16 protein-coding genes are annotated in these 18,769 nt (G+C 56.8%); 14 read left to right on the top strand and 2 right to left on the bottom strand.

Annotation, left to right across the window (positions count from 1 at the left end; genetic code table 11):
* Positions 1–43 precede the first annotated feature (43 nt).
* From ACR3ZL_RS06800 to ACR3ZL_RS06835, 8 genes are all read left to right on the top strand, one after another.
* The gene (locus ACR3ZL_RS06800; RefSeq protein WP_473648634.1) at positions 44–1,054 is read left to right on the top strand and encodes a hypothetical protein; all 1,011 of its coding nucleotides are present in this window, start codon (positions 44–46) and stop codon (positions 1,052–1,054) included.
* A gap of 136 nt (positions 1,055–1,190) precedes the next feature.
* On the top strand, positions 1,191–2,411 hold the full coding sequence (gene ribA, locus ACR3ZL_RS06805) for a GTP cyclohydrolase II (protein ID WP_473648633.1): 1,221 nt from the start codon (positions 1,191–1,193) through the stop codon (positions 2,409–2,411).
* Between the two features lie 91 nt (positions 2,412–2,502).
* Complete coding sequence (locus ACR3ZL_RS06810; protein WP_473648632.1) at positions 2,503–3,033, top strand: hypothetical protein; 531 nt, start codon at positions 2,503–2,505, stop codon at positions 3,031–3,033.
* Between the two features lie 7 nt (positions 3,034–3,040).
* Complete coding sequence (locus ACR3ZL_RS06815) at positions 3,041–3,424, top strand: response regulator (RefSeq protein ID WP_473648631.1); 384 nt, start codon at positions 3,041–3,043, stop codon at positions 3,422–3,424.
* On the top strand, positions 3,409–5,079 hold the full coding sequence (locus ACR3ZL_RS06820; RefSeq protein WP_486173309.1) for a TrkH family potassium uptake protein: 1,671 nt from the start codon (positions 3,409–3,411) through the stop codon (positions 5,077–5,079). The genes ACR3ZL_RS06815 and ACR3ZL_RS06820 overlap by 16 nt, the downstream gene beginning before the upstream one ends.
* Position 5,080: 1 nt before the next feature.
* On the top strand, positions 5,081–6,733 hold the full coding sequence (locus ACR3ZL_RS06825; protein ID WP_486173310.1) for an NfeD family protein: 1,653 nt from the start codon (positions 5,081–5,083) through the stop codon (positions 6,731–6,733).
* 244 nt (positions 6,734–6,977) lie between these two features.
* Positions 6,978–8,027: a putative zinc-binding metallopeptidase gene (locus ACR3ZL_RS06830; RefSeq protein ID WP_473648627.1), complete on the top strand. Its 1,050-nt coding sequence runs from the start codon at positions 6,978–6,980 to the stop codon at positions 8,025–8,027.
* A gap of 122 nt (positions 8,028–8,149) precedes the next feature.
* The gene (locus ACR3ZL_RS06835; RefSeq protein WP_473648626.1) at positions 8,150–9,175 is read left to right on the top strand and encodes a D-alanine--D-alanine ligase family protein; all 1,026 of its coding nucleotides are present in this window, start codon (positions 8,150–8,152) and stop codon (positions 9,173–9,175) included.
* 617 nt (positions 9,176–9,792) lie between these two features.
* On the opposite strand, the gene scpB is transcribed toward ACR3ZL_RS06835, so the two are convergent.
* Positions 9,793–11,220 carry an SMC-Scp complex subunit ScpB gene (gene scpB / locus ACR3ZL_RS06840; RefSeq protein WP_486173311.1) on the bottom strand — a complete coding sequence of 476 codons (1,428 nt, stop codon included), beginning with the start codon at positions 11,218–11,220 and terminating at the stop codon, positions 9,793–9,795.
* Here scpB and ACR3ZL_RS06845 point away from each other — a divergent pair.
* Both ACR3ZL_RS06845 and ACR3ZL_RS06850 read left to right on the top strand, forming a co-directional pair.
* Positions 11,187–11,846 (top strand): hypothetical protein, encoded by a 660-nt coding sequence (locus tag ACR3ZL_RS06845; protein ID WP_486173312.1) that lies wholly within the window; start codon positions 11,187–11,189, stop codon positions 11,844–11,846. The genes scpB and ACR3ZL_RS06845 overlap by 34 nt on opposite strands.
* A 1-nt stretch (position 11,847) precedes the next feature.
* Complete coding sequence (locus ACR3ZL_RS06850; RefSeq protein ID WP_486173313.1) at positions 11,848–13,005, top strand: cysteine desulfurase family protein; 1,158 nt, start codon at positions 11,848–11,850, stop codon at positions 13,003–13,005.
* Between the two features lie 191 nt (positions 13,006–13,196).
* On the opposite strand, the gene ACR3ZL_RS06855 is transcribed toward ACR3ZL_RS06850, so the two are convergent.
* Positions 13,197–13,790 carry a hypothetical protein gene (locus ACR3ZL_RS06855; RefSeq protein WP_486173314.1) on the bottom strand — a complete coding sequence of 198 codons (594 nt, stop codon included), beginning with the start codon at positions 13,788–13,790 and terminating at the stop codon, positions 13,197–13,199.
* 58 nt (positions 13,791–13,848) lie between these two features.
* On the opposite strand from ACR3ZL_RS06855, the gene ACR3ZL_RS06860 reads away from it, so the two are divergent.
* From ACR3ZL_RS06860 to ACR3ZL_RS06875, 4 genes are all read left to right on the top strand, one after another.
* Positions 13,849–14,673 (top strand): hypothetical protein, encoded by an 825-nt coding sequence (locus ACR3ZL_RS06860; protein WP_486173315.1) that lies wholly within the window; start codon positions 13,849–13,851, stop codon positions 14,671–14,673.
* A 186-nt stretch (positions 14,674–14,859) separates the two neighbouring features.
* Entirely contained in the window at positions 14,860–17,043 is a 2,184-nt protein-coding gene (locus tag ACR3ZL_RS06865) for a serine/threonine-protein kinase (RefSeq protein ID WP_486173316.1), read from the top strand.
* A 4-nt stretch (positions 17,044–17,047) separates the two neighbouring features.
* Entirely contained in the window at positions 17,048–17,917 is an 870-nt protein-coding gene (locus tag ACR3ZL_RS06870) for a hypothetical protein (protein WP_473648617.1), read from the top strand.
* 143 nt (positions 17,918–18,060) lie between these two features.
* On the top strand, positions 18,061–18,669 hold the full coding sequence (locus tag ACR3ZL_RS06875) for a ComEA family DNA-binding protein (protein ID WP_473648616.1): 609 nt from the start codon (positions 18,061–18,063) through the stop codon (positions 18,667–18,669).
* Positions 18,670–18,769: the final 100 nt, after the last annotated feature.

An 18,769-nucleotide genomic window follows, 5' to 3' on the forward strand; every position in this document is an offset into this window, starting at 1 on the left:
CGATCTACAGTCTGCCGAAATGTTGCCCTACCCGATCTCAATCATGACGACGGCCACCCTCAACAACAGGGTGATCCGTAGCATCAGAACCGCTTTAAGCGGTGTTGTTGTTCCCGCTATCCTGTCAGCGTTTGTCGTTGTCGCGACCTTGCAAACCGGTTGCCGACAGCCCAACGGTTCGAGTGGATTTGCGGGTGCGTCCCCAATCACTCAGTTGCCTGGCCAAACCGCGATGACGGGCCCGGCGATGCCTTCGCTGGGACCTTTCGGTGCATCTACCCGAGTACCGCCACCCGCCACCGGTTCGTACGGTCAAGGCGCCGCGGCAGCCAACGGAGCGACTTACAATCCGGCGAGCAATTACGCGCCCAATAATTATTCACCTAGCGGGTTAGTGCCGATGAGCTACCAGGACTCCGGTGTTGGCCAGGTCGCCAACGCAGGCGGAGTTTCCTCGCCCAACGATTCGTCGGCCGGTTGGAACGCGACCGGAAGCGGCGTCGCTCAAGCTGGGATGAGCTGGACTGAAACGTCCGCCACCGGTTTGTCTGCAAACGAATACGGCCCCGGCAACTACGTCACGCCTCCATCAAGCGTCCGCTCCGGTGGGATGCCAGTGATTGATTTGACGGGATCCCCACCGCCACCGGGTTACACCCCCAGCTACGCACCCGGCCAGCAGCAATACGCTCCAGCCCCGCAGCAACAAATGGTGCCGATGCAGCAGCAAGTGATTCCCGTCCAGCAACAGATGATGCCGGCGCAAACCCAGTCGTATCAGCCGTTGCCACCGGCCAGCCAGCCACCCCAGATTCCCAATTCGCAGCCGCCTTTTCCCAGCACGCAGGCAGGCAGCAACCAGGCAAACTCCACCCAGCCGAACACCTTTCAAGGCAACAGCACTCAGCCTGGCAGCGGGCAACCCGCCCCTTATCAACAGCAGCCTAACCCGGTTGTTTCCAGCGGCGGGTATGTCAATTCGGCCCCGGCGGCTAATCAGCCGGCATTTTCGACCGCGGACCGCCCCCTCCAGTGGCAAGCTCCGCTGCGATAGACGGGGTTTCGGTCGCTCAGGGCGACCCGATTGCCAAGCTCCCGGCTCCGCCTACCTGGCAGGCGCCTTCTCGAAAGCTTGTCTGCGGATCATGATAGGGAGTCCCACATAGACTTCTTTGCACGATTGAATTGCCATGACCGCCTCCATCGAAATGAATACGATTCCAGAAGCCGTTGACGCGATTGCTCGCGGAGAGGTTGTGATCGTCATCGATGCCGAAGACCGTGAAAACGAAGGTGACTTCATTTGCGCGGGTGAAAAGGCCACCACCGAGACGATCAATTTCATGTTGGGCGGACGCGGCCAGCTTTGCGTGTCGGTGCTTCCGGAAGTTTGCAAGAAGCTGGAACTCAATCCCGTCGTCGCTCACAACAACGCGCCCTTGCAAACCGCGTTCATGACACCGATCGACATCGCCACGGCCAAGACCGGGATCACGGCGGCCGAACGAGGTGAAACGATTCGGAAGCTGACCGATCCCGATATGCAGCTAGACGACTTCATTCGGCCTGGGCACGTTTACCCGTTGTTGGCGATGGAAGGCGGCGTGCTACGTCGAGCCGGACACACCGAAGCGGCAATGGATCTGTCGCGGATGGCTGGGCTCGCGCCGGTTGGCGTGTTATGCGAAGTCCTTAACGAGTCAGGGGACCGTGCTTCTCGCGCCGACATGGCCGCGATCGCTAAAAAGCATGATCTGAAAATCGTCAGCATCGAAAGCTTGATTGCACATCGCCGGGTCAGTGAAAAATTGGTTTCGCGGGCAGCGACGTCGACGTTGCCTACCAATTACGGCGACTTTGAAATTCACGTCTATTCGGTTGACTACGAATCTCAAGAACCGATCGCGATGGTGTTAGGCGACTTGACCGCACCGGGGCCAGCTCCCTTGGTGCGGATGCACAGCAGTTGTTTCACTGGCGATTTAGTCAATTCGTTGCGTTGCGATTGTGGGGATCAGCTCCACATGGCGATGCAGATGATCAGCGACGAAGGCCGCGGGGCGTTGGTTTACTTGCCGCAAGAAGGCCGCGGCATCGGTTTGGCTCAAAAGATTCGAGCTTACGGGCTGCAAGATGAAGGGATGGATACCGTCGAAGCGAATCACGCGTTGGGCTTCAAGTCCGACATGCGAGACTACGGCGTTGGACTTCAGATTCTGAAAGACCTGGGTTTGTCTGAGGTGCGGTTGTTAACGAACAATCCCAAGAAGACGAAGGCGTTCAACTTGCGTGGCTTTGACTTGCGAGTCGTTGACCAAGTGCCGATCGTGCCGACGGTCAACAAGCACAACCAGAAGTACTTGGAAACCAAACGCGAAAAGATGGGCCACCAACTGCCGCCGATGTCCTGAGCCACTAGATTGCCTGGCTTCGAGTGATGCATCGCCTTGTGGTGATGCTGCGTATGATCGGGCTGTTGGGGACAATGCCAGTTTTAAGTCGATGCCAAGTTCTAGCTCTGACGCTCCGCTGCGGTTCACGATCTCCTGGCACCGAGTGGGTTCGGCCTTTAGTCGGACCTCCGGCGATCACCTGGATTGGTTCTTCCAAAGCCAGCAGGCGACTGATTCAGCGTTGTCGACAATTGCGACGGACCTCCACTTTGGGGGGGGCGGTCAGCGATTTGAGACTCCGATTTTCGGCACGCGGCTTCCTGACCACCGGGGTGTCTATTTGGACTACGACGGATTGGTGTCCGGCGACCGGGGCGAAGTGCAGCGAATCGCCACAGGAACCTTCCAATGGTTGGCCACGGCGCGGAATGAGGAGGATCACGCTGACTTCCTTGAGATCACGTTGGGGACGGTTGAATTACTGGACCGTTCAAGCCAAAATTTGCCCAGTAACGAAGGGACAGTGGGGGCCGAGCACGTGAGTTCCGCATGCCGATTTTGGCAGGACGAAATCGCCCTGGGCCGCCATCCTGTCCTGAAGTTTGACCTGCGAACCCGATGCGATAAATCCGGCGTATAATGTAGGCATGGTCCCCAACGTTTTAATTACCGACGACGACGCCGACTTTCGCGAAGTGCTTTGTGACGCACTTTCGCGCCGTGGTCTGCATGTGGTTCAGGCCGGTGATGGCGATGAAGCGTTGCGTGTGATCGAACGAGAACCCATTCACATGGTTCTGGTCGACGTACACATGCCCAAAGTGACTGGCCTGGAAGTGATTCAGGTGCTTTCGCAGCGTGCCCACAGGATGCCGTACGTTTTAATGAGTGCGATGATGGACGAAGAAATCGAACGCGAGGCCGCTCGGATGCGAGCCTACAAAATCCTCCGCAAGCCGATCCGGCTGCAGAACCTGCGCGACATCGTCTGCGGCGGCTTGGCCGAGACGTATGGGTGGCGTCCCTCTTGAATTACCCACTCCTGTTCCGATTCCTGGGCACGATCTGCTTGCTGATCGGCGGATCGATGGCGTTCAGTTTGCCATTTGCGTTTCCAGGGTTTGCCGAGCGGACGCACCTTCCGCCTGCTGCCGAAGTCGAATCACGTGCCATGTACGGGCTGCTGGCCAGCATGATGGTGTGCTTCACGGTCGGCCTGATCTTTCGTTTCCTTGGTCGATCTTACCGGCCTGGTGGGAATCTGTTTCGCAAGGAAGCCATGGCGATCGTGGGCCTGTCTTGGGTCGGCGCGACCGTGCTGGGCGCGTTGCCGTATTACTTCAGTGGAACGCAAACGGCCGCGGGCATGCCGATCACGTTCATCGAAGCGATGTTCGAGTCTCAATCCGGGTTTAGCACAACCGGGGCGACGATCCTGACGGATTTGAATACGCCTGAATTGGTCCCGCACTGCATCCTGTTTTGGCGATCGTGGACCCACTTCCTGGGCGGACTGGGGATCGTGGTTTTGTTTGTCGCGATTCTGGGCCAAGGTTCGGCCGGCAAGGCGATGATGCGAGCGGAAATGCCCGGGCCGACCAAAGATGGTTCGATGCCGCGGATGCAGCATACGGCGTTGGTGTTCGCGGCGATCTACGTGGGGCTGAACGTGGTTCTGACGCTGGTTTATTGGCTGGAAGGAATGAGCACGTTCGATGCGTTATGTCATGCGTTTGGGACGATGGCGACGGGCGGTTTCAGTACGTACAACCGATCGCTGGGCGGGTTTGACAGTCCGCTGATTGAAACGACCACTATCGCGTTCATGGTATTGGCCGGCACCAATTTCACGCTGATGTACCTGACCCTGATTGGTGGGTGGCGAAAGCTGGTCCGCGATGTTGAATTCCGCACCTACGGCGGGATCATCGCGGTAGTGACTTTGGGCGTCGTGTTCTTTGGAATGCGGGCAGGCGATGAGGGCTTTGATACGTACCCATCGGCCCTTCGCAACGGATGTTTCCAGGTCGTGTCGGTCCTGACGACGACGGGCTACGGCACTGCGGACTTTGACACCTGGAACAATTTCGGTCGTGGGATTCTGCTGCTGTTGATGTTTGTTGGCGGGTGTGCGGGCAGCACTGGCGGCGGGATGAAGGTGATTCGGCACGTTTTATTCTATAAAATCCTTCGTTTGGAAATGGAGCGCGCCCACCGACCCCGTGTTGTCCGGCCTTTGAGGGTGAGCGGGCAACCGGTCGATGATCCGCAATTGGCGCACAACATCCTGCTGTATTTCTGTTTGGTGTTGGCGATCTTTGTGGTTTCATGGCTGGCGTTGGTCACTTTCGAGCCCACGTCGACTTGGGGTGTAATGGAAAGCCCGGTTGCTCATGCGGCTGAAATGGTAGAAATGGGCGAGGAGCACGACCCCGAAACCCATAAAGAGATGCATCGTGAATTGTTGAAAGGAACTCTGGACGACAAATTGCTTGATAGTGCGAGCGCCGTTGCGGCGACGCTCAACAATATCGGGCCAGGTTTGGGGGTGGTCGGGGCGACCCGAAACTACGCCGGCTTCAGCCAGGGTGCTAAGTTGTTGTTCGTGTGGCTGATGATGCTCGGACGCGTTGAAATTTTTAGTGTGCTGTTATTGTTCGTACCGTCGTTCTGGCGAAGGGTGTGAGATGACCAAGATCCAACCGAAGAACTTTGCTGCTGTGGGAGCGAGGCTCTTGGTCGCGTTGATCATGGTTTCACTCGCTGTGCCGTATGCCGGGATGACCCAAGCAGACGCCGCGCAAGCGGACACAGCCCAAGCCGAGGTAGCGGAGCTGGATGCTGGCGTTGAGGCCGCATCGCTCGACGAGACCGACGTGGAATCGAATCCACTTGAACCGGCCGAAACGAATAGCCGCAAACGCACGGCGATCATTTTGCCATTCCAATCGGACATCAACCCGATCAGTGGTGCGTTGCTGAAGCGACGGTTTCAACAAGCCGTGGATTCCGGGACCGTCGACGTGATCATTCTGGATATTCACTCCCCCGGTGGATTCACGTACGTCACGTTCGAGCTGATGGACATGGTTTTGGCGGCGAAGAACGTCGAAACGGTCGCGTATATCGAAAAGGACGCGATCAGTGGTGCGGCGTTGCTGTCATTGTCGACGGATACCATCTTGATGAGGGCGGACGCACGGATCGGCGACGCGGGCGAGATCGTCATGGGCGAAGACGGCGCGTTCCGCTACACCGAGGCCAAGAGCCGCAGCGTGCTGGCTCAAAAGGTTCGTGACACGGCGGCGGCGACCGGGCGCCCGGTCGCTTTGGCCGAGAAGATGACCGACAAGGACATGATCGTTTATCACGCGACTCACCGTACCAGCGGTGAAAAGCGATTCATCAGCGATAAAGAACACGCATCGATGGAAGACGCTGATGATTGGGAACTCGGCAAGCCGATTCGCGAGGCGGGCAAGGAGATGTTCTTTACCGTCAACGGTCGCCGGGCGGTTGAGTTGGGGATCGCCGATCAAACGGTCGCCGACCGGGACGAGCTAGCTCGCGTGTTGAACGTGGCGACGCCGATTGAAGTCGTCGAAGCTAGCTGGGTCGATGGTCTGGTGATGTTTTTGAACTTCAAGTTCATCACGTTTTTGCTGCTGTTGATCGGGTTGATCGGCGTGGCAACCGAGCTGAGTGCCCCTGGGTTGGGGATCGGTGGGATCGTAGCGGTGTTGTGTTTCGGGCTGTTCTTTTGGAGCCGCTTTTTGGGCGGCACGGCTGGCTGGCTGGAGGTGATTTGCTTTGCGATGGGGATCCTCTTCATCGGTGCCGAAATCTTCGTGATCCCTGGGTTTGGCGTTGCTGGAATCACGGGGCTAGCGCTGACGTTGGGATCGCTTGTGATGGCATCTCGCCGGTTTTCCATGCCTTCGGGCGATGCGGATTGGGCATCACTGGGCAACGATATTTTGCTAGTCGGCGGTGCCTTTGTGGGCTTCATGGTCGTGGCGGCGATCTTGACCAGCTATCTGGGTAGCATCCCGATTTTGAATCGGTTGACGTTGCAAGCCGAAGTGGAACCTTCCGGTGCCGTCGCGATCTCCGATAGTACGCCGGCGTGGCAGCGTGTGCAGGTGGGGCAGACCGGCGTTTCTGTTTCGCCACTGCGGCCGGGCGGTCGGGTCCAGGTTGATGAGCTGATGATCGATGTTGTCACCGAAGGCGACTACGTTGACTCGGGACAATCGGTGCGTGTGATTGCTAAGCAAGGTGCGCGAGTGGTGGTGCGATTGGTCGACGAAGACCCACACAACCCGAACTCGATCGCGTGAACATCGATAGGACGTCAGATTGACGTTCGCAAAGACCCGCTTAGTTGAATAGACTGCCACGCACGAGCAAGTGATTCTCGGTAGACGAGGTTCCGGTTTCATCCATGGACACTCGTGATGGACCGACTTGAAACGGTTCCATTGACGACCGGATCAGGAACCTGACTGGCCGCCGAACTCGGCGGGGATCCAAGCACTCGTACGATACCGTCTCGCACACACTCTTGATGGCTTGCCCTGGACGATGGCCCCACGCAAGAAGCAACCCGCCGCCCCGCCTACAAACGACTCGCTCGTTTTAATGACGGATACGCAGTTGCTCAACATGCGGATGTGCGATTTGAAGCTGACGATCAAAGGCACGGTTTTAGAAAAACGCATCGACCAATTGGTCAACGAACTGGGTGATCGAGGCCTGAAATTTCAGCCCCACTTTTGGCTCAGCGACGATTGGTTTTCGCCGGACGATGTGCCGGGTGTCGCGATCCCGTTCTATCTGGCTCACCCTCGATTGATGCGTTTGGAACGCAAGCAATTGTTGGATGTCGAAGGCGGGACTCACGAGCGGTGCATGCAGATCCTGCGACACGAGGCCGGGCATGCGATCGATACCGCGTTCCGGCTACGGCGCAAGGCGGTCTACCGAAAGGTGTTTGGCAAGGCGTCTGAGCCGTATCCTGAGCATTATCAGCTCAAACCGGCCAGTCGTGAATATGTGCATCACCTGGGCATGTGGTACGCCCAGGCGCATCCGCTAGAGGATTTTGCGGAAACGTTCGCGGTTTGGCTTCGTCCCGGTTTCCGTTGGCGAACCCGGTATCGAAACTGGCCGGTTATGGAAAAACTCGAAACCGTTAACGAAATGATGCAGAACCTGCGGGGAAAGAAACCGCCGGTTCAATCGCGAGCCATGGTGGATCCCGTGCACCGGATCCGCAAGACACTGCGGACGCATTACGAACGCAAACGCACGCACTACGAATTGGATCTGCCCAGCGTTTACGACAACGATCTGCGGATGCTGTTTTCGTCTGAAGAAGCTCACCGTCGCAACGTCACCGCTGCCGCTTTCTTGAACCGCATTCGGACGGAACTGCGGCGCACGGTCTCGAAATGGACTGGCGAATACGCCTACACGATTGACCAAGTGGTTCAGGAAATGATCGAGCGATGCCGCGAGCTGAAACTGCGTCTGGGCGGTGCTCCCGAAGAGGTGAAGCGTGACGCAATGATCCTGGTCGCCGTGCGGACCACCAACTTCCTGCACGAAGGAGGTCACCGTGCCGCAATCTAATCGCAAACCGGCCGTTTCAAGCGTCTGGAACCCATGCGGCGAGATGATCGCGCGTGGCGATATGCTCCTGTGCAACGTGATGATCCCGAGTGGCGAGATGTTCGTCCGGCGGGAGGTGCATTGTGGCTAAGCTGCGCGTCCTCGTCCTTGTTCGTGATGGCCATGTGCCGCCGGATTCCCTTGAAGGCTACACCGAAGACCAATGGAGTCCGTGGAAGGCGGAATTTGATATCTGCGAAACGCTACGTGGTCTGGGCCATGAAGTGTTGCCGCTGGGGATCTACGACGACCTGGGGCCGATTCGTAAGGCACTTGGCGAATTCCAGCCGGATATCACGTACATGTTGCTCGAGGAGTTCCATGGGGTCGTGACGTACGACTTTGCGGTCATCAGCTATCTGGAATTGATGCAGCAGGCTTACAGTGGATGCAACCCACGCGGTTTGCTGTTGAGCAAGGACAAGGCGTTATCGAAGAAGATTTTGACCTATCACCGCATCCCGACGCCTCGGTTCGCTGTCTTCAAGTGTGGGCGAGCGGTCCGGCGACCGAAGCGATTGCCGTTCCCCTTGTTCGTGAAGTCGGTGATGGAGGACGCGTCGTTCGGGATTTCGCAGGCATCGATCGTGCATACGGACGAGGCGTTGAAAGAACGGGTTGAGTTCATCCACGAAAAGACGAGCGCCGACGCGATCGTTGAGCAATACATCGAAGGCCGCGAGATCTATTGTGGGGTGATCGGCAACGACCGCTTGTTAACCTTCCCGGCATGGGAAATGGATTTTGGCACGTTGCCCGATGACGCGGCCAGGATCGCGACGAGCCGAGTGAAATGGGATCGCAAGTACCAAGAACGGCACCACATCACCACGCATGCGGCCCAGGGCATCGACGATGCCATGCAGCAAAAGATCGGCAAGCTTTGCAAGCGAGTTTACCGTGCACTGGAGATGACGGGCTACGGCCGCATGGATTTGCGGTTAACGCCCAACGGCGAGATCTTTGTCATCGAAGCAAACGCGAACCCGAACATCGAATACGGTGAAGACTTTGCCGAGTCGGCTGAGGCGGCCGGGATCAGCTATGAAGCTCTGATCCAGCGGATCTTGAACTTAGGCTTGGCCTACAAAGCCGACTGGATGGCTTAGCGGTTTGTCTGCAGATTGACCTAGCCACTTGGGCAAGGCTGAAGTTGCAAGTTAGAAGTAGCAAGCTGACTTCGTAGGCCGGACCAAGCGCAGCGACGTTCCGGCATTCACGCGATTGCCGGATGTGCGTCGCAAAGCCTCCTTCATCCGGCCTACTTTAGGTCGTTACGTGATTGGTCTTTGTAGCTGGATTCGACAGAATTCAGAGCACCGTAGTCTGGCGACACCGCCTACATCCTTCTCTAAAACGCTCTAGCCGCTTTGGGAAGGCTGAAGTTGCAAGTTAGAAGTTGCAAGCTGAGAACAGCGAGCTGGAAACGCCTTGGCCTCGGCGAATGCTGAGTGCTTCGCCTGATTTTTTTTGACCGTCGTGGACGAGGAAACTCGTCCCCGGTCCAGTTCGTGTCATAAGGATGCGTTGCCGCATCGGTTGCCAGGTAGAACGGACTCGTCGGCTCGTCTCGTTCCTAGCTGATCGGACTCGTCGCCTCGTCCACTACCTTGCGAGACGAGCTTGATGCTCGTCCAGTTCGTGGGTGAATGGACTCGTTGCCTCGTCCATGACGTCTCTTCTGCTAAGCCCCATCCATGACTTAATGGGATGAGAGATTGCGTGCTTACGCTTCTTCCTCATCGTCTTCGTCGTCGTCCATGTCGTCATCGTCTTCATCCCAGTCATCTTCGTCTTCGTCGTCGTCCCAATCTTCATCGGCTTCGTCGTCGTCGACTTCTTCCCAGCTGTCGTCGTCCACGTCGTCTTTTTCGTCTTCGTCTTCCTCGTCATCATCCTCATCCTCATCGAGGTCGTCGTCATCGTCCTCGTCGTCATCCCAGTCGTCCTCGTCGTCGACGAAATCTTCATCGTCGTCGTCATCTAGCCCGCGTTCGTAGAGGTCATCTTCTTCGTCTTCGATGACGGCGGCTGGATTCACAGCATCGGATGTGACCGGATCGGCCACAGCGGTTGCGAAGCCTTCGCCGGTCAAGGCGGTGGCGATGGATGACAACACCGAATCGGTGGCGAGAGCGTCGGTCGCTGCGATACTCACGTCGGACTCCTTGGAAACTGGGGAACCGGTTTGTGTGTCCGGTTCAGGGGTGGGGGATGGGTTGGCGGGATCACCAACAGGATCTTCGTTTGCAGTAGCCTCATCGGCACCAGAAACATCCTCACAGAATCCCCGTGAGTCAATCGCTGGCAATGCGTTTATCGACGCCAATCCACAAATTTGTAAGAAACGTTTGGTGGTTCCGTAAAGGTAGGGTCGACCGAGCTCCTCGCTGCGTCCACTAATCCGGACTAAATCGAGCGACATTAGTTGACGCAGGATCTCGCCACAGGCAACGCCGCGAACGGCTTCGACATCCGCTCGCGTGACATCCTGGCGGTAAGCCACGATCGCGAGCGTTTCCATCATCGGCCAACTCAACCGGATCGCATCAGGTAAAACGCCAAGTCTTCGCAGCCATGGACTGACCACACCTCGGGTCATCATTCGGCTGCCACCGGCAATCTGCTCGATGCGAATTCCTCTACCGTTGGCATCGTACAACGCGTTCAAGTCCGCCACCAGCGTCCGAGCCTGGGTGGCGTCCTCCAATTCAGCCAATGCGGCCAACCGCCGGTAGCTGAGTGGTGATTTTGCGATCAATAACAAGGCTTCGACCCGGCTTCGGGCCACCGCGGGATCCAAACTGACCGCGTCGTCGCTGTCCGAACCCTCGGCTGGATCGTCCGAAAGCAGGTCTTCCGCCGCTGCCGTACCGCCCGACTCGGCGAGTCCGACCAGATTGAGTAAATTTGGGGCCCGACTTTTTTCCGTGCGCGGCCATGCCCCGGCCCGTTGCCAGGACGTCGTTCTTTGCCAGGGAGACCGGGAGGAACCGTGATTTCGCATCGCCTCATCATGCCCAAGTGATCGCTCGGTCACCAGACCGGTTAGGATCTTGTCCTGATGTCCGCCAAGATGCGGAATTCCGCTGAATGCCCGCGACCCGCTACCATGCTGACATGAGCAAGACCAAACCAATCGCCAATCGTTCATCGCTGTGGGTGATCATCCTGTCCGGCTGCGTGCTGGCGTTGGTGCTCTTTGCGATCATACGCACGACCGGGTACGTCGAAGGCGAAGAGTTCTCGCCCACGCATTTTCGGTCGCGGAAGTTCACGTTTTATGAAATTCCGCTGATTCACCTGCAAATCACGCCCATTCGGCGAACCACGACGACTCCCATCGCCGCCCTCACGCTGACACAAAAGAACTGGATCCAGCCGCCTGCTTTGGAACCATCGCAGTGGCATCTCGTTTCGCTCCAGCGAGGCAACAGCGAAGCAGTCAACGATGACGCCGCCCTGTTGATGAAGCAACTGCGTCTGCACCGCGACGGTGTCCCATTTTGGAAAGACTGGAGCAACAAGCATCCCAAAATGGCCCAAGAATTCTGGCCTACGATCGGTAAGCTGTCCCAGCGAGAGCTATACCTGTTAATGCCCCGAATCTTTGAAATTGTCGGGCAACTGGACGATCCCGTCACGATGCGTTCGATGGTCGACGAGTACTTGGAAACCGAATACACCAGTCTGATTCGTGACATGCGAGCCGCCGGGCGAGATGAGCTGGCCGACGCCCTGACCGAAGAAGCCGCTGCCGACGCGATCGTCCCGAACTGACATGATTTATCTCGACAACAACGCCACCACGGCGATGGATCCCCGCGTTGCTGGCGTTTTAAACGAAACGCTGATGCAAGGACCGCTGAATCCGTCCAGCCAACACCAGTTCGGACAACGGGCGCGTTTCCGGTTGGAAGAATCGCTCGATCGTATCGCCAAGGTTCTGGGCAGTGATCTCACCCGGGTCGGCGCGGATCGGTTGATCGTGACCAGCGGCGGAACGGAGGCGAACAATTCCGCTATCTCGGGATTAGGCGCGCCCGATACCAGTCTGCTGGTCAGTTCGATTGAACATCCCAGCGTTCTGGCGGCGGCGCAGGCTGTGGAATCCGGTGCACGACCGATTCGGATGATTCCGGTCGATGCGGACGGAGTCGTGCGGGTCGACCGGCTCGAAGAAATCATCGCTCAAGATCAGCAGACCGCCCACCCGGCCGGGCTTGTTTCCGTTATGTCGGCCAACAACGAAACCGGCGTGATTCAGCCCATCGAAGACATCGCACGGATTTGTCGTCGGTGTGGTGTGTCACTGCATGTCGATGTCACACAGTCGATTGGAAAGGTCCCGGTTGATTTCATTCAGTGGGGCATCGACGCGGCCACGATCACACCGCACAAGTATCACGGGCCAACGGGCGTGGGTTTCTTGTGGTTACGCAGCGGAATTGAGATCCAAGCGTCGATGTACGGTGGCGAGCAACAATTGGGGACCCGTCCAGGCACCGAGCCGGTTGGGTTGGTTGCCGGGGCCGCGGAGGCAACCGCTTTGGCGATCGAAGAGTTCCCGGCCGCATCCAAACACATGGCGGCTTTGCGAGACCGGCTCGAAGAGGCAATCCAAGATCGCTTCCCCGAAGTGGTCGTTCACGGGCAAAACGCGAAGCGGTTGCCGTCGACCACTTGTGTGTCGTTTGTCGGTGCCGACCGCCAAAACCTGTTGCTCGCCTTGGACATGGCCGGCGTGGCCTGCAGCAGTGGTTCAGCGTGTAGCAGTGGAAGCAGTCCGCCGAGCCATGTGCTGATGGCGATGGGCGCCAGCAAAGCGGAGATCGATTCGGCGCTTCGGTTCAGCGTCTCGCGGTTTTCCACCGATCAAGAGATCGATCAAGCCATCGAGATCATCACCCGGAAATACGAAAGCGTTCGCCGGTCGTAACCGCGGATGGCGTCGTCGAAGGTTGCGGTTGAGTCACCGCCAAAGAAAAGAGTGTCTGAAGGACTCATTGCCTCGTCCAATACCCGGCAACGGGATGGACATGCTGTCTCGTCCGCTAAGTTTGCAAGTGTGGATGAACCGATAGCCCATCCACACGAAATAGCTTGTGGCGTTTGCTTGATAGAGCGTCTCTAGCTAGACCGACCGCTGCTGCGGGCGGAATCCGAGACGGCAAATTCGCTGAGGCAAGATTCCAGCGACATCAGTTCCACATCCAGCCAAGAACCAAAATCGATTTCCAGATCGTTGCGCTCTTCAACTCGTTCGATCAACCAAGCCCAATCCAAAGGGGCTGTCGTCGATCGGACCGTAGCCTCACCACTATCGCCGTGGGGCTGTGATTCGTAAGAGGTGGACATGATGAACTCCCATAAAAATGCGCGTCTGACATTAGTTAGAAGGGTCAGGGCATAAAAAAGTTCGGCAATTCTGATGCCCAAAAACTGTCTTGTAATAGAATCGGCTCGTAAAGACTGCTGACGCCAATGTTTACGTTCTGGATTTTTCGTTCTTGCCAAATTTTCTATTTGTCGGTTAGCGGCCAACTCCGGCCAGCACTGCCACTTTAGTGCGCACTTCCACCCCTCTGCAGAATGCCAGACGCCCTCGATTAACGGGATTTTGCCGTTTCGACCCATTCTTTCGTTTTTTTGCGCCTGCTTTGCCAAGAACTTCCCGCCTAGTTCGAAGAGTTGATTGTTAGCCCTGATTTCCCTGTCACGCATCGTGATTGGAAATGGACACCCTGGGGCCACAGACACCCTCCTACAAGGAAATCCCGCGATGTTACGCAAACTATTTATGACCGGAGCAACGTTCGCCCTGCTTTCAGGTATCACCCTGGCCACGCCCGTCGGGTCCTACGCCCGTTGTGGATGGGACTATCTCACGAATTCCGCCAACGACGCTGTGCCGTTGGAGTGGGAACTGAAACGGGCTCGTCAAATGATCGCCGATTTAAAACCGGAGATTCATGACAATGCTCGCCGCATCGCCCAAGAGAAAATCGAAGTGGTCCGTTTGGAACGTCAACTCGGTGATACCGATCAACGGCTTGCCAAGGCTCAAGACGAAATCGAACGACTTAGCGACGACCTACGCACGGAAAACGATCGTTACAGCTATGGCGGAAAAACTTACACCTCGGTGCAAGTGAAGTCGGATTTGTCGAACCGCTTTAAGCGATTCAAGACTCGGCAACAAACTTCAGAAAAGCTGCAAAAGATGCTTTCCGCTCGCCAAGCTTCGTTGCGATCCGCTAGCGAACGCATGGAAGCCATGCTCGATGCCAAGCGTCAATTGGAAGTGGAAGTTGAAAACCTGCAAGCTCGTTTAGGTGCCTTGCGAGTGGCTCAAACCAGCAGCCAGTTGAACTTGGACGACAGTGCCTTGTCTCGATCGCGTGAATTGCTTGACGAGATTGCGACTCGGATCGATGTTGAAGAAGAAACGATGGCAGTCGATGTCGAGTACTTCGGCGAAATCGATCTGGATGAACCTTCGGATGAAAACCTGCTCAGTGACATCTCCGCCTACATGGACGGATTGGCAGGCAAGGATTCCAAAGCGTTGGTTTCGATCGACTTGAGCAGCGATAGCTCGCTGTAGTGAATGGACCCCGATAAGGGTCTGGGTGCGGCCCCCAAGTACGCACGTAAGTTCGCGGAAGCCGTCATGGCTTCCGCGAAACTGGCGGTCCGCCAAACAGTATTTAGGGAACCAATTCTGGAGCGGAGATGATCTCCGCGGAACGTTTCTATTGAAGAGGCTTCCACCAATCGATGGTAGGATAATATGGTTGCTGTCGCCGACACGGTTACTTCTCTCTCACATACCCCTGTGCCAAGCTTTTCCGCCATGAACTTCACTCACGCCCCCGATGAACTCGTTTTGGATCGGTACACGATTCAACGAGGTATTGGGATGGGCGGGTTCGGCGAGGTTTACTTCGCAATCAGCCAGGCGGGCAAAGAGGTCGCGCTGAAGCGGATTCAGCGGAACCTGGACGTCGAACTTCGCGGCGTCTCGCATTGTTTGAATTTGAAACACAACCACCTCGTGTCCGTGCATGACGTTTGCCGAGACCGCGAAGACCAAACTTGGGTGGTGATGGAATATGTCGACGGCCCAAACCTTCGTGAAGTGTTCAATCAACACGACGCGGCGTCGATGGAACCCACGGGGCTACCGATCGAAGTAATCAAACGGTGGTTTCAAGGTATGGCTGCGGGCGTCGATCATTTGCATGGTGCTGGGCTTGTTCACCGTGACCTAAAGCCCGGTAACCTGTTTGATGACAGCGGTGTTATCAAAGTGGGTGACTATGGTTTAAGTAAGTTCATCTCGACGTCTCACCGTGGCGGTCACACCGAAAGCGTGGGCACGTTCCATTACATGGCACCCGAAATTGGGCGTGGCCAGTACGGACGCGAAATCGATATCTATGCGATGGGCGTGATGTTGTATGAGATGCTGACGGGGCGGACACCATTCGAAGGCGAATCCCCTCAAGAGATCATCATCAAACACCTTTCGGCCCAACCGGACTTGTCGTCGGTGCCGTTGCCCTATCGCCACTGCATCGCGGCGTGTCTTGAAAAAGATCCGGCCAATCGCCCGTCCGATGTCGCGTCGATGATGGCGATGTTGCCTTGGGAAAACGCCCCAGGCATTTACTATTACGCGTCCGCCGTTGGATCAGCGAAGACTCCGGTGCAAAAGCGTGAAAACGTGTCGCCGGTCGGAGCTCGCCCAGGCGATACGCCCGAGCGGGCTGCTGCGTTTTCTCAAGCTGCCGCTTCGCCACAAGCTGCCACTTCGCCACAAGCTGCCACTTCGCCCCAATTCGATCGTTCGCCACACCTGAATGGAAATGCTCAACCCGGTCCTGGAAATCCTGCTCCGGGGATGCCGCCGGTTACGCTGCGTAACCCTTCACCCGAAGAGCCTCTCGCGAGAGCGGTCCGCAATAGCTTTCAAGATTTAAACCGATGGTGGGCGAATCTTGAACGCTCACCCGGTTCGAAGTTTTTCATTGTGATCGCGGCGGCGGTGATCTTGCTGTTCAACACGCATTGGTTGTTGCCGATGCTTTCGTTGGTCGGAATCTTCTATGTGCCGTACTACATCATCCGGCACATGGTCTTGCAGATCTCCGAACCCGACAACGTGAGCGCTCATAACGGTGCTGCGGTTGCGGGGCACTATCGCGGTCAACATGCCGCCCAGTTCGCGTCGGCGGTGAATCCATCGGTACCCCACCCTAATGCTATTCCCAGTAAGCCACCGTCCAAAGCCCAGGTCCGGCAAATGCTTCGTCAATCGTTATCGACCCGATCGCGTTTGACCCAAGCGGCGGAATGGTCCACATCAGGAATGATCTCGTTGGTCGTGGCCGCAACGTTGTTGTTGATCACGTCCGTGATCGGACTTCGCAACACCGAAATCAGCCCGATGGCGTTGTCGCCTTACGTGTGGATGGCGTGTGTCGTGTGGATCGGATCATTCGGTTTGCTCGGACTTGGGAAGGCTTGGGAATCGAGCGATGGTGAAGGCTTTGTTCGTCGACTCATTTCGTCGTTCCTCGGTGCGGGTGTGGGCGTGGTCGCTTACCTGCTCGCCGAAGCGTTGATGGTGCCAATGGACATGGGCTTGGAACGAAACATCGATGCGACGGCGCTTCCGGTATCGTTCTATCAATCTTCCGGAGTGCCGAAGGCTGCCGCGATGATGGGGCACTTTGCCTTGTTGTTCGGATTGTTGCGAATGTGGAAACCCGTCGATCCATTGCGTCGCCGTCGGTTGAGTTTGTGGGCCGTTGCCGTTGCCGTGGTTGGCGAATGGGTGGTCCATCAAATTATCCCCGTTCCTCAGCCTACGGGCATGTTGATCGTGGGCGGCATCATCGTGATGACTCAATTGTCAGCACCTTGGGTGAAGGCTGATTCCGTTGCCACGCTCCGCGCTATGCAGGTTTGATGCTATGAAAATATCCCACATCTTCTTGGTTGTCACACTGATGACTTGTTCGCTAAGTGGCACCGCGATGACGGTGTCAGCCGCGGATAAACAAGCTGACTCGCAATCCGATAAACAAGTCGTTGAGACGGTTCAAGAAACTCCAGAAGCGGACAATCTGGCTAGCGAGAGTTCAGCCAACGAAAGTGCTGCTAAAGACAGTTCAGCCAAAACCGCTAGCGAGTCATCTAAGAGCAACGAGCTTGCAGCGAAAGACGCTGTTCGGTCGGCCAACCTGAGTGTCGCGCCGTTAGACCATTTTGAGTATCCCGACGATCGACCGCACTGGATCGACTCGCCGACAGGACGCAAGTCGGCTAGTCCCGATAGTCGCCAAGTGGGGAAAGCCGATGCTGCGGATTCGATTTCGATCACTGTTGTTTCGCAACCTCAAGCGTCGCCGAAAGCGGCTGCGGAGATGATGGAGGTGATGGCTCGCGGTGCAGTGGAAAACTACATCGATCAACAGGCCGCGAAATACAGGGAACACATTGATTCGAAGCAGATCACGGTTGAGATGGACTGGATTCGCGACGAGTTGATCGTGCGTCGTTACGACGGCGAAGTTCAATCGGGTGACGACACGCTTTATGAAAGTGCGTGCCTGTTGCAGCTTGACGAATCCCATCAAGCGATCCTTAGTCGGTTGATTGACAATCATCGACTTTTGCGTCGATTGGCCGTTGTCGGTGTGTTTGCCTTGATCGCGTTCGCTTGCCTGGTTGGAGGCTCAATCTTGTTGGGTGGCTTGGCGACTCATCGAGAGCGACGCAAGGCAGTCGCTGGCGTCGCGTTTGAGTCGACCCCAGACGCTCCGCACGCTTCGGTTAGCTGAACGATCTGGATTTCGTTTGGTCCGTCGGCGATAAAACCTTTAGACTGGGATCGCTGTCCGCAGTCGATCGAGCCCACGCTTTGCCGTAGGGTTTCAGATTGCTTCGGTCAGGCATGATCTGGGGCGGTCTAAGGAGGGCAACGATGATTGAGAATCCGAGCGAGCTGGATGCGGCAGCGGAGCAAGAAACTGTCGAGCAAGAAACAGCAGAGCGAGAAGCGGCCAGGCGAGAAGCGGCTGTCGAGCAGAAGGTCGTGCCAACGCCACAATCTAAAACCGATTCGCCGATTGAGCAGGCCGGGCATCCGCTGCAATTGCGCGGAGCTCAAGTGGTGTTCGTCGTCCTGCTAGCGGTTCTGATGGCTGGACAGTGGCTAAGCCTGTTCTCGAATGGCACGTCGGCTGCACCCAGCTCGGCAACTCTTTCGCCGGTTGAATCGCTGGCACAAAGTCCGATTTGCATCAACTTGAATACGGCCAGCGAATCGGAATTGACGCTTTTGCCTGGGCTCGGTGACAAGCTCGTGCGTGATTTGGTTGCCTATCGCGACCTGCACGGCGACTTCGGTAGCTGGGCGGATGTCGAGGCGGTTAACGGCATGGGGCCGCTCACGATCCAGGCGATTCGCCCTTGGTCGACTTTGGGGCCGGTCGTTTCGGCCATGGTCGACTCACCAGTGGTGGCGGCCTTGCCAGCGACAGACAATCATCAGGCTATCGATCCGGCTGGCCTAACCGAGTGGAATCCTTAGTGCTTCATCTACATATCATTTTGGGGGTGATCGTAGTGGATGAGGCGACGAATCCTATCCACTTCACCGACCAGACGGGCTCGTCGCCTCGCCCACTACC

It is taken from the genome of Rhodopirellula sp. J20-39 (genome assembly GCF_057365095.1).

What these genes read in the sequence shown, in the direction of transcription:
- ribA (WP_473648633.1), top strand. Translation starts at nt 1,191, where the DNA reads ATGACCGCCTCCATCGAAATGAATACGATTCCAGAAGCCGTTGACGCG.
- ACR3ZL_RS06845 (WP_486173312.1), top strand. Translation starts at nt 11,187, where the DNA reads ATGAGCAAGACCAAACCAATCGCCAATCGTTCATCGCTGTGGGTGATC.
- ACR3ZL_RS06855 (WP_486173314.1), bottom strand. Translation starts at nt 13,790, where the DNA reads ATGCGTGACAGGGAAATCAGGGCTAACAATCAACTCTTCGAACTAGGC.
- ACR3ZL_RS06860 (WP_486173315.1), top strand. Translation starts at nt 13,849, where the DNA reads ATGTTACGCAAACTATTTATGACCGGAGCAACGTTCGCCCTGCTTTCA.
- ACR3ZL_RS06875 (WP_473648616.1), top strand. Translation starts at nt 18,061, where the DNA reads ATGATTGAGAATCCGAGCGAGCTGGATGCGGCAGCGGAGCAAGAAACT.
- ACR3ZL_RS06825 (WP_486173310.1), top strand. Translation starts at nt 5,081, where the DNA reads ATGACCAAGATCCAACCGAAGAACTTTGCTGCTGTGGGAGCGAGGCTC.
- ACR3ZL_RS06810 (WP_473648632.1), top strand. Translation starts at nt 2,503, where the DNA reads ATGCCAAGTTCTAGCTCTGACGCTCCGCTGCGGTTCACGATCTCCTGG.
- ACR3ZL_RS06815 (WP_473648631.1), top strand. Translation starts at nt 3,041, where the DNA reads ATGGTCCCCAACGTTTTAATTACCGACGACGACGCCGACTTTCGCGAA.
- ACR3ZL_RS06800 (WP_473648634.1), top strand. Translation starts at nt 44, where the DNA reads ATGACGACGGCCACCCTCAACAACAGGGTGATCCGTAGCATCAGAACC.
- ACR3ZL_RS06850 (WP_486173313.1), top strand. Translation starts at nt 11,848, where the DNA reads ATGATTTATCTCGACAACAACGCCACCACGGCGATGGATCCCCGCGTT.
- ACR3ZL_RS06865 (WP_486173316.1), top strand. Translation starts at nt 14,860, where the DNA reads ATGGTTGCTGTCGCCGACACGGTTACTTCTCTCTCACATACCCCTGTG.
- ACR3ZL_RS06830 (WP_473648627.1), top strand. Translation starts at nt 6,978, where the DNA reads ATGGCCCCACGCAAGAAGCAACCCGCCGCCCCGCCTACAAACGACTCG.
- scpB (WP_486173311.1), bottom strand. Translation starts at nt 11,220, where the DNA reads ATGAACGATTGGCGATTGGTTTGGTCTTGCTCATGTCAGCATGGTAGC.
- ACR3ZL_RS06870 (WP_473648617.1), top strand. Translation starts at nt 17,048, where the DNA reads ATGAAAATATCCCACATCTTCTTGGTTGTCACACTGATGACTTGTTCG.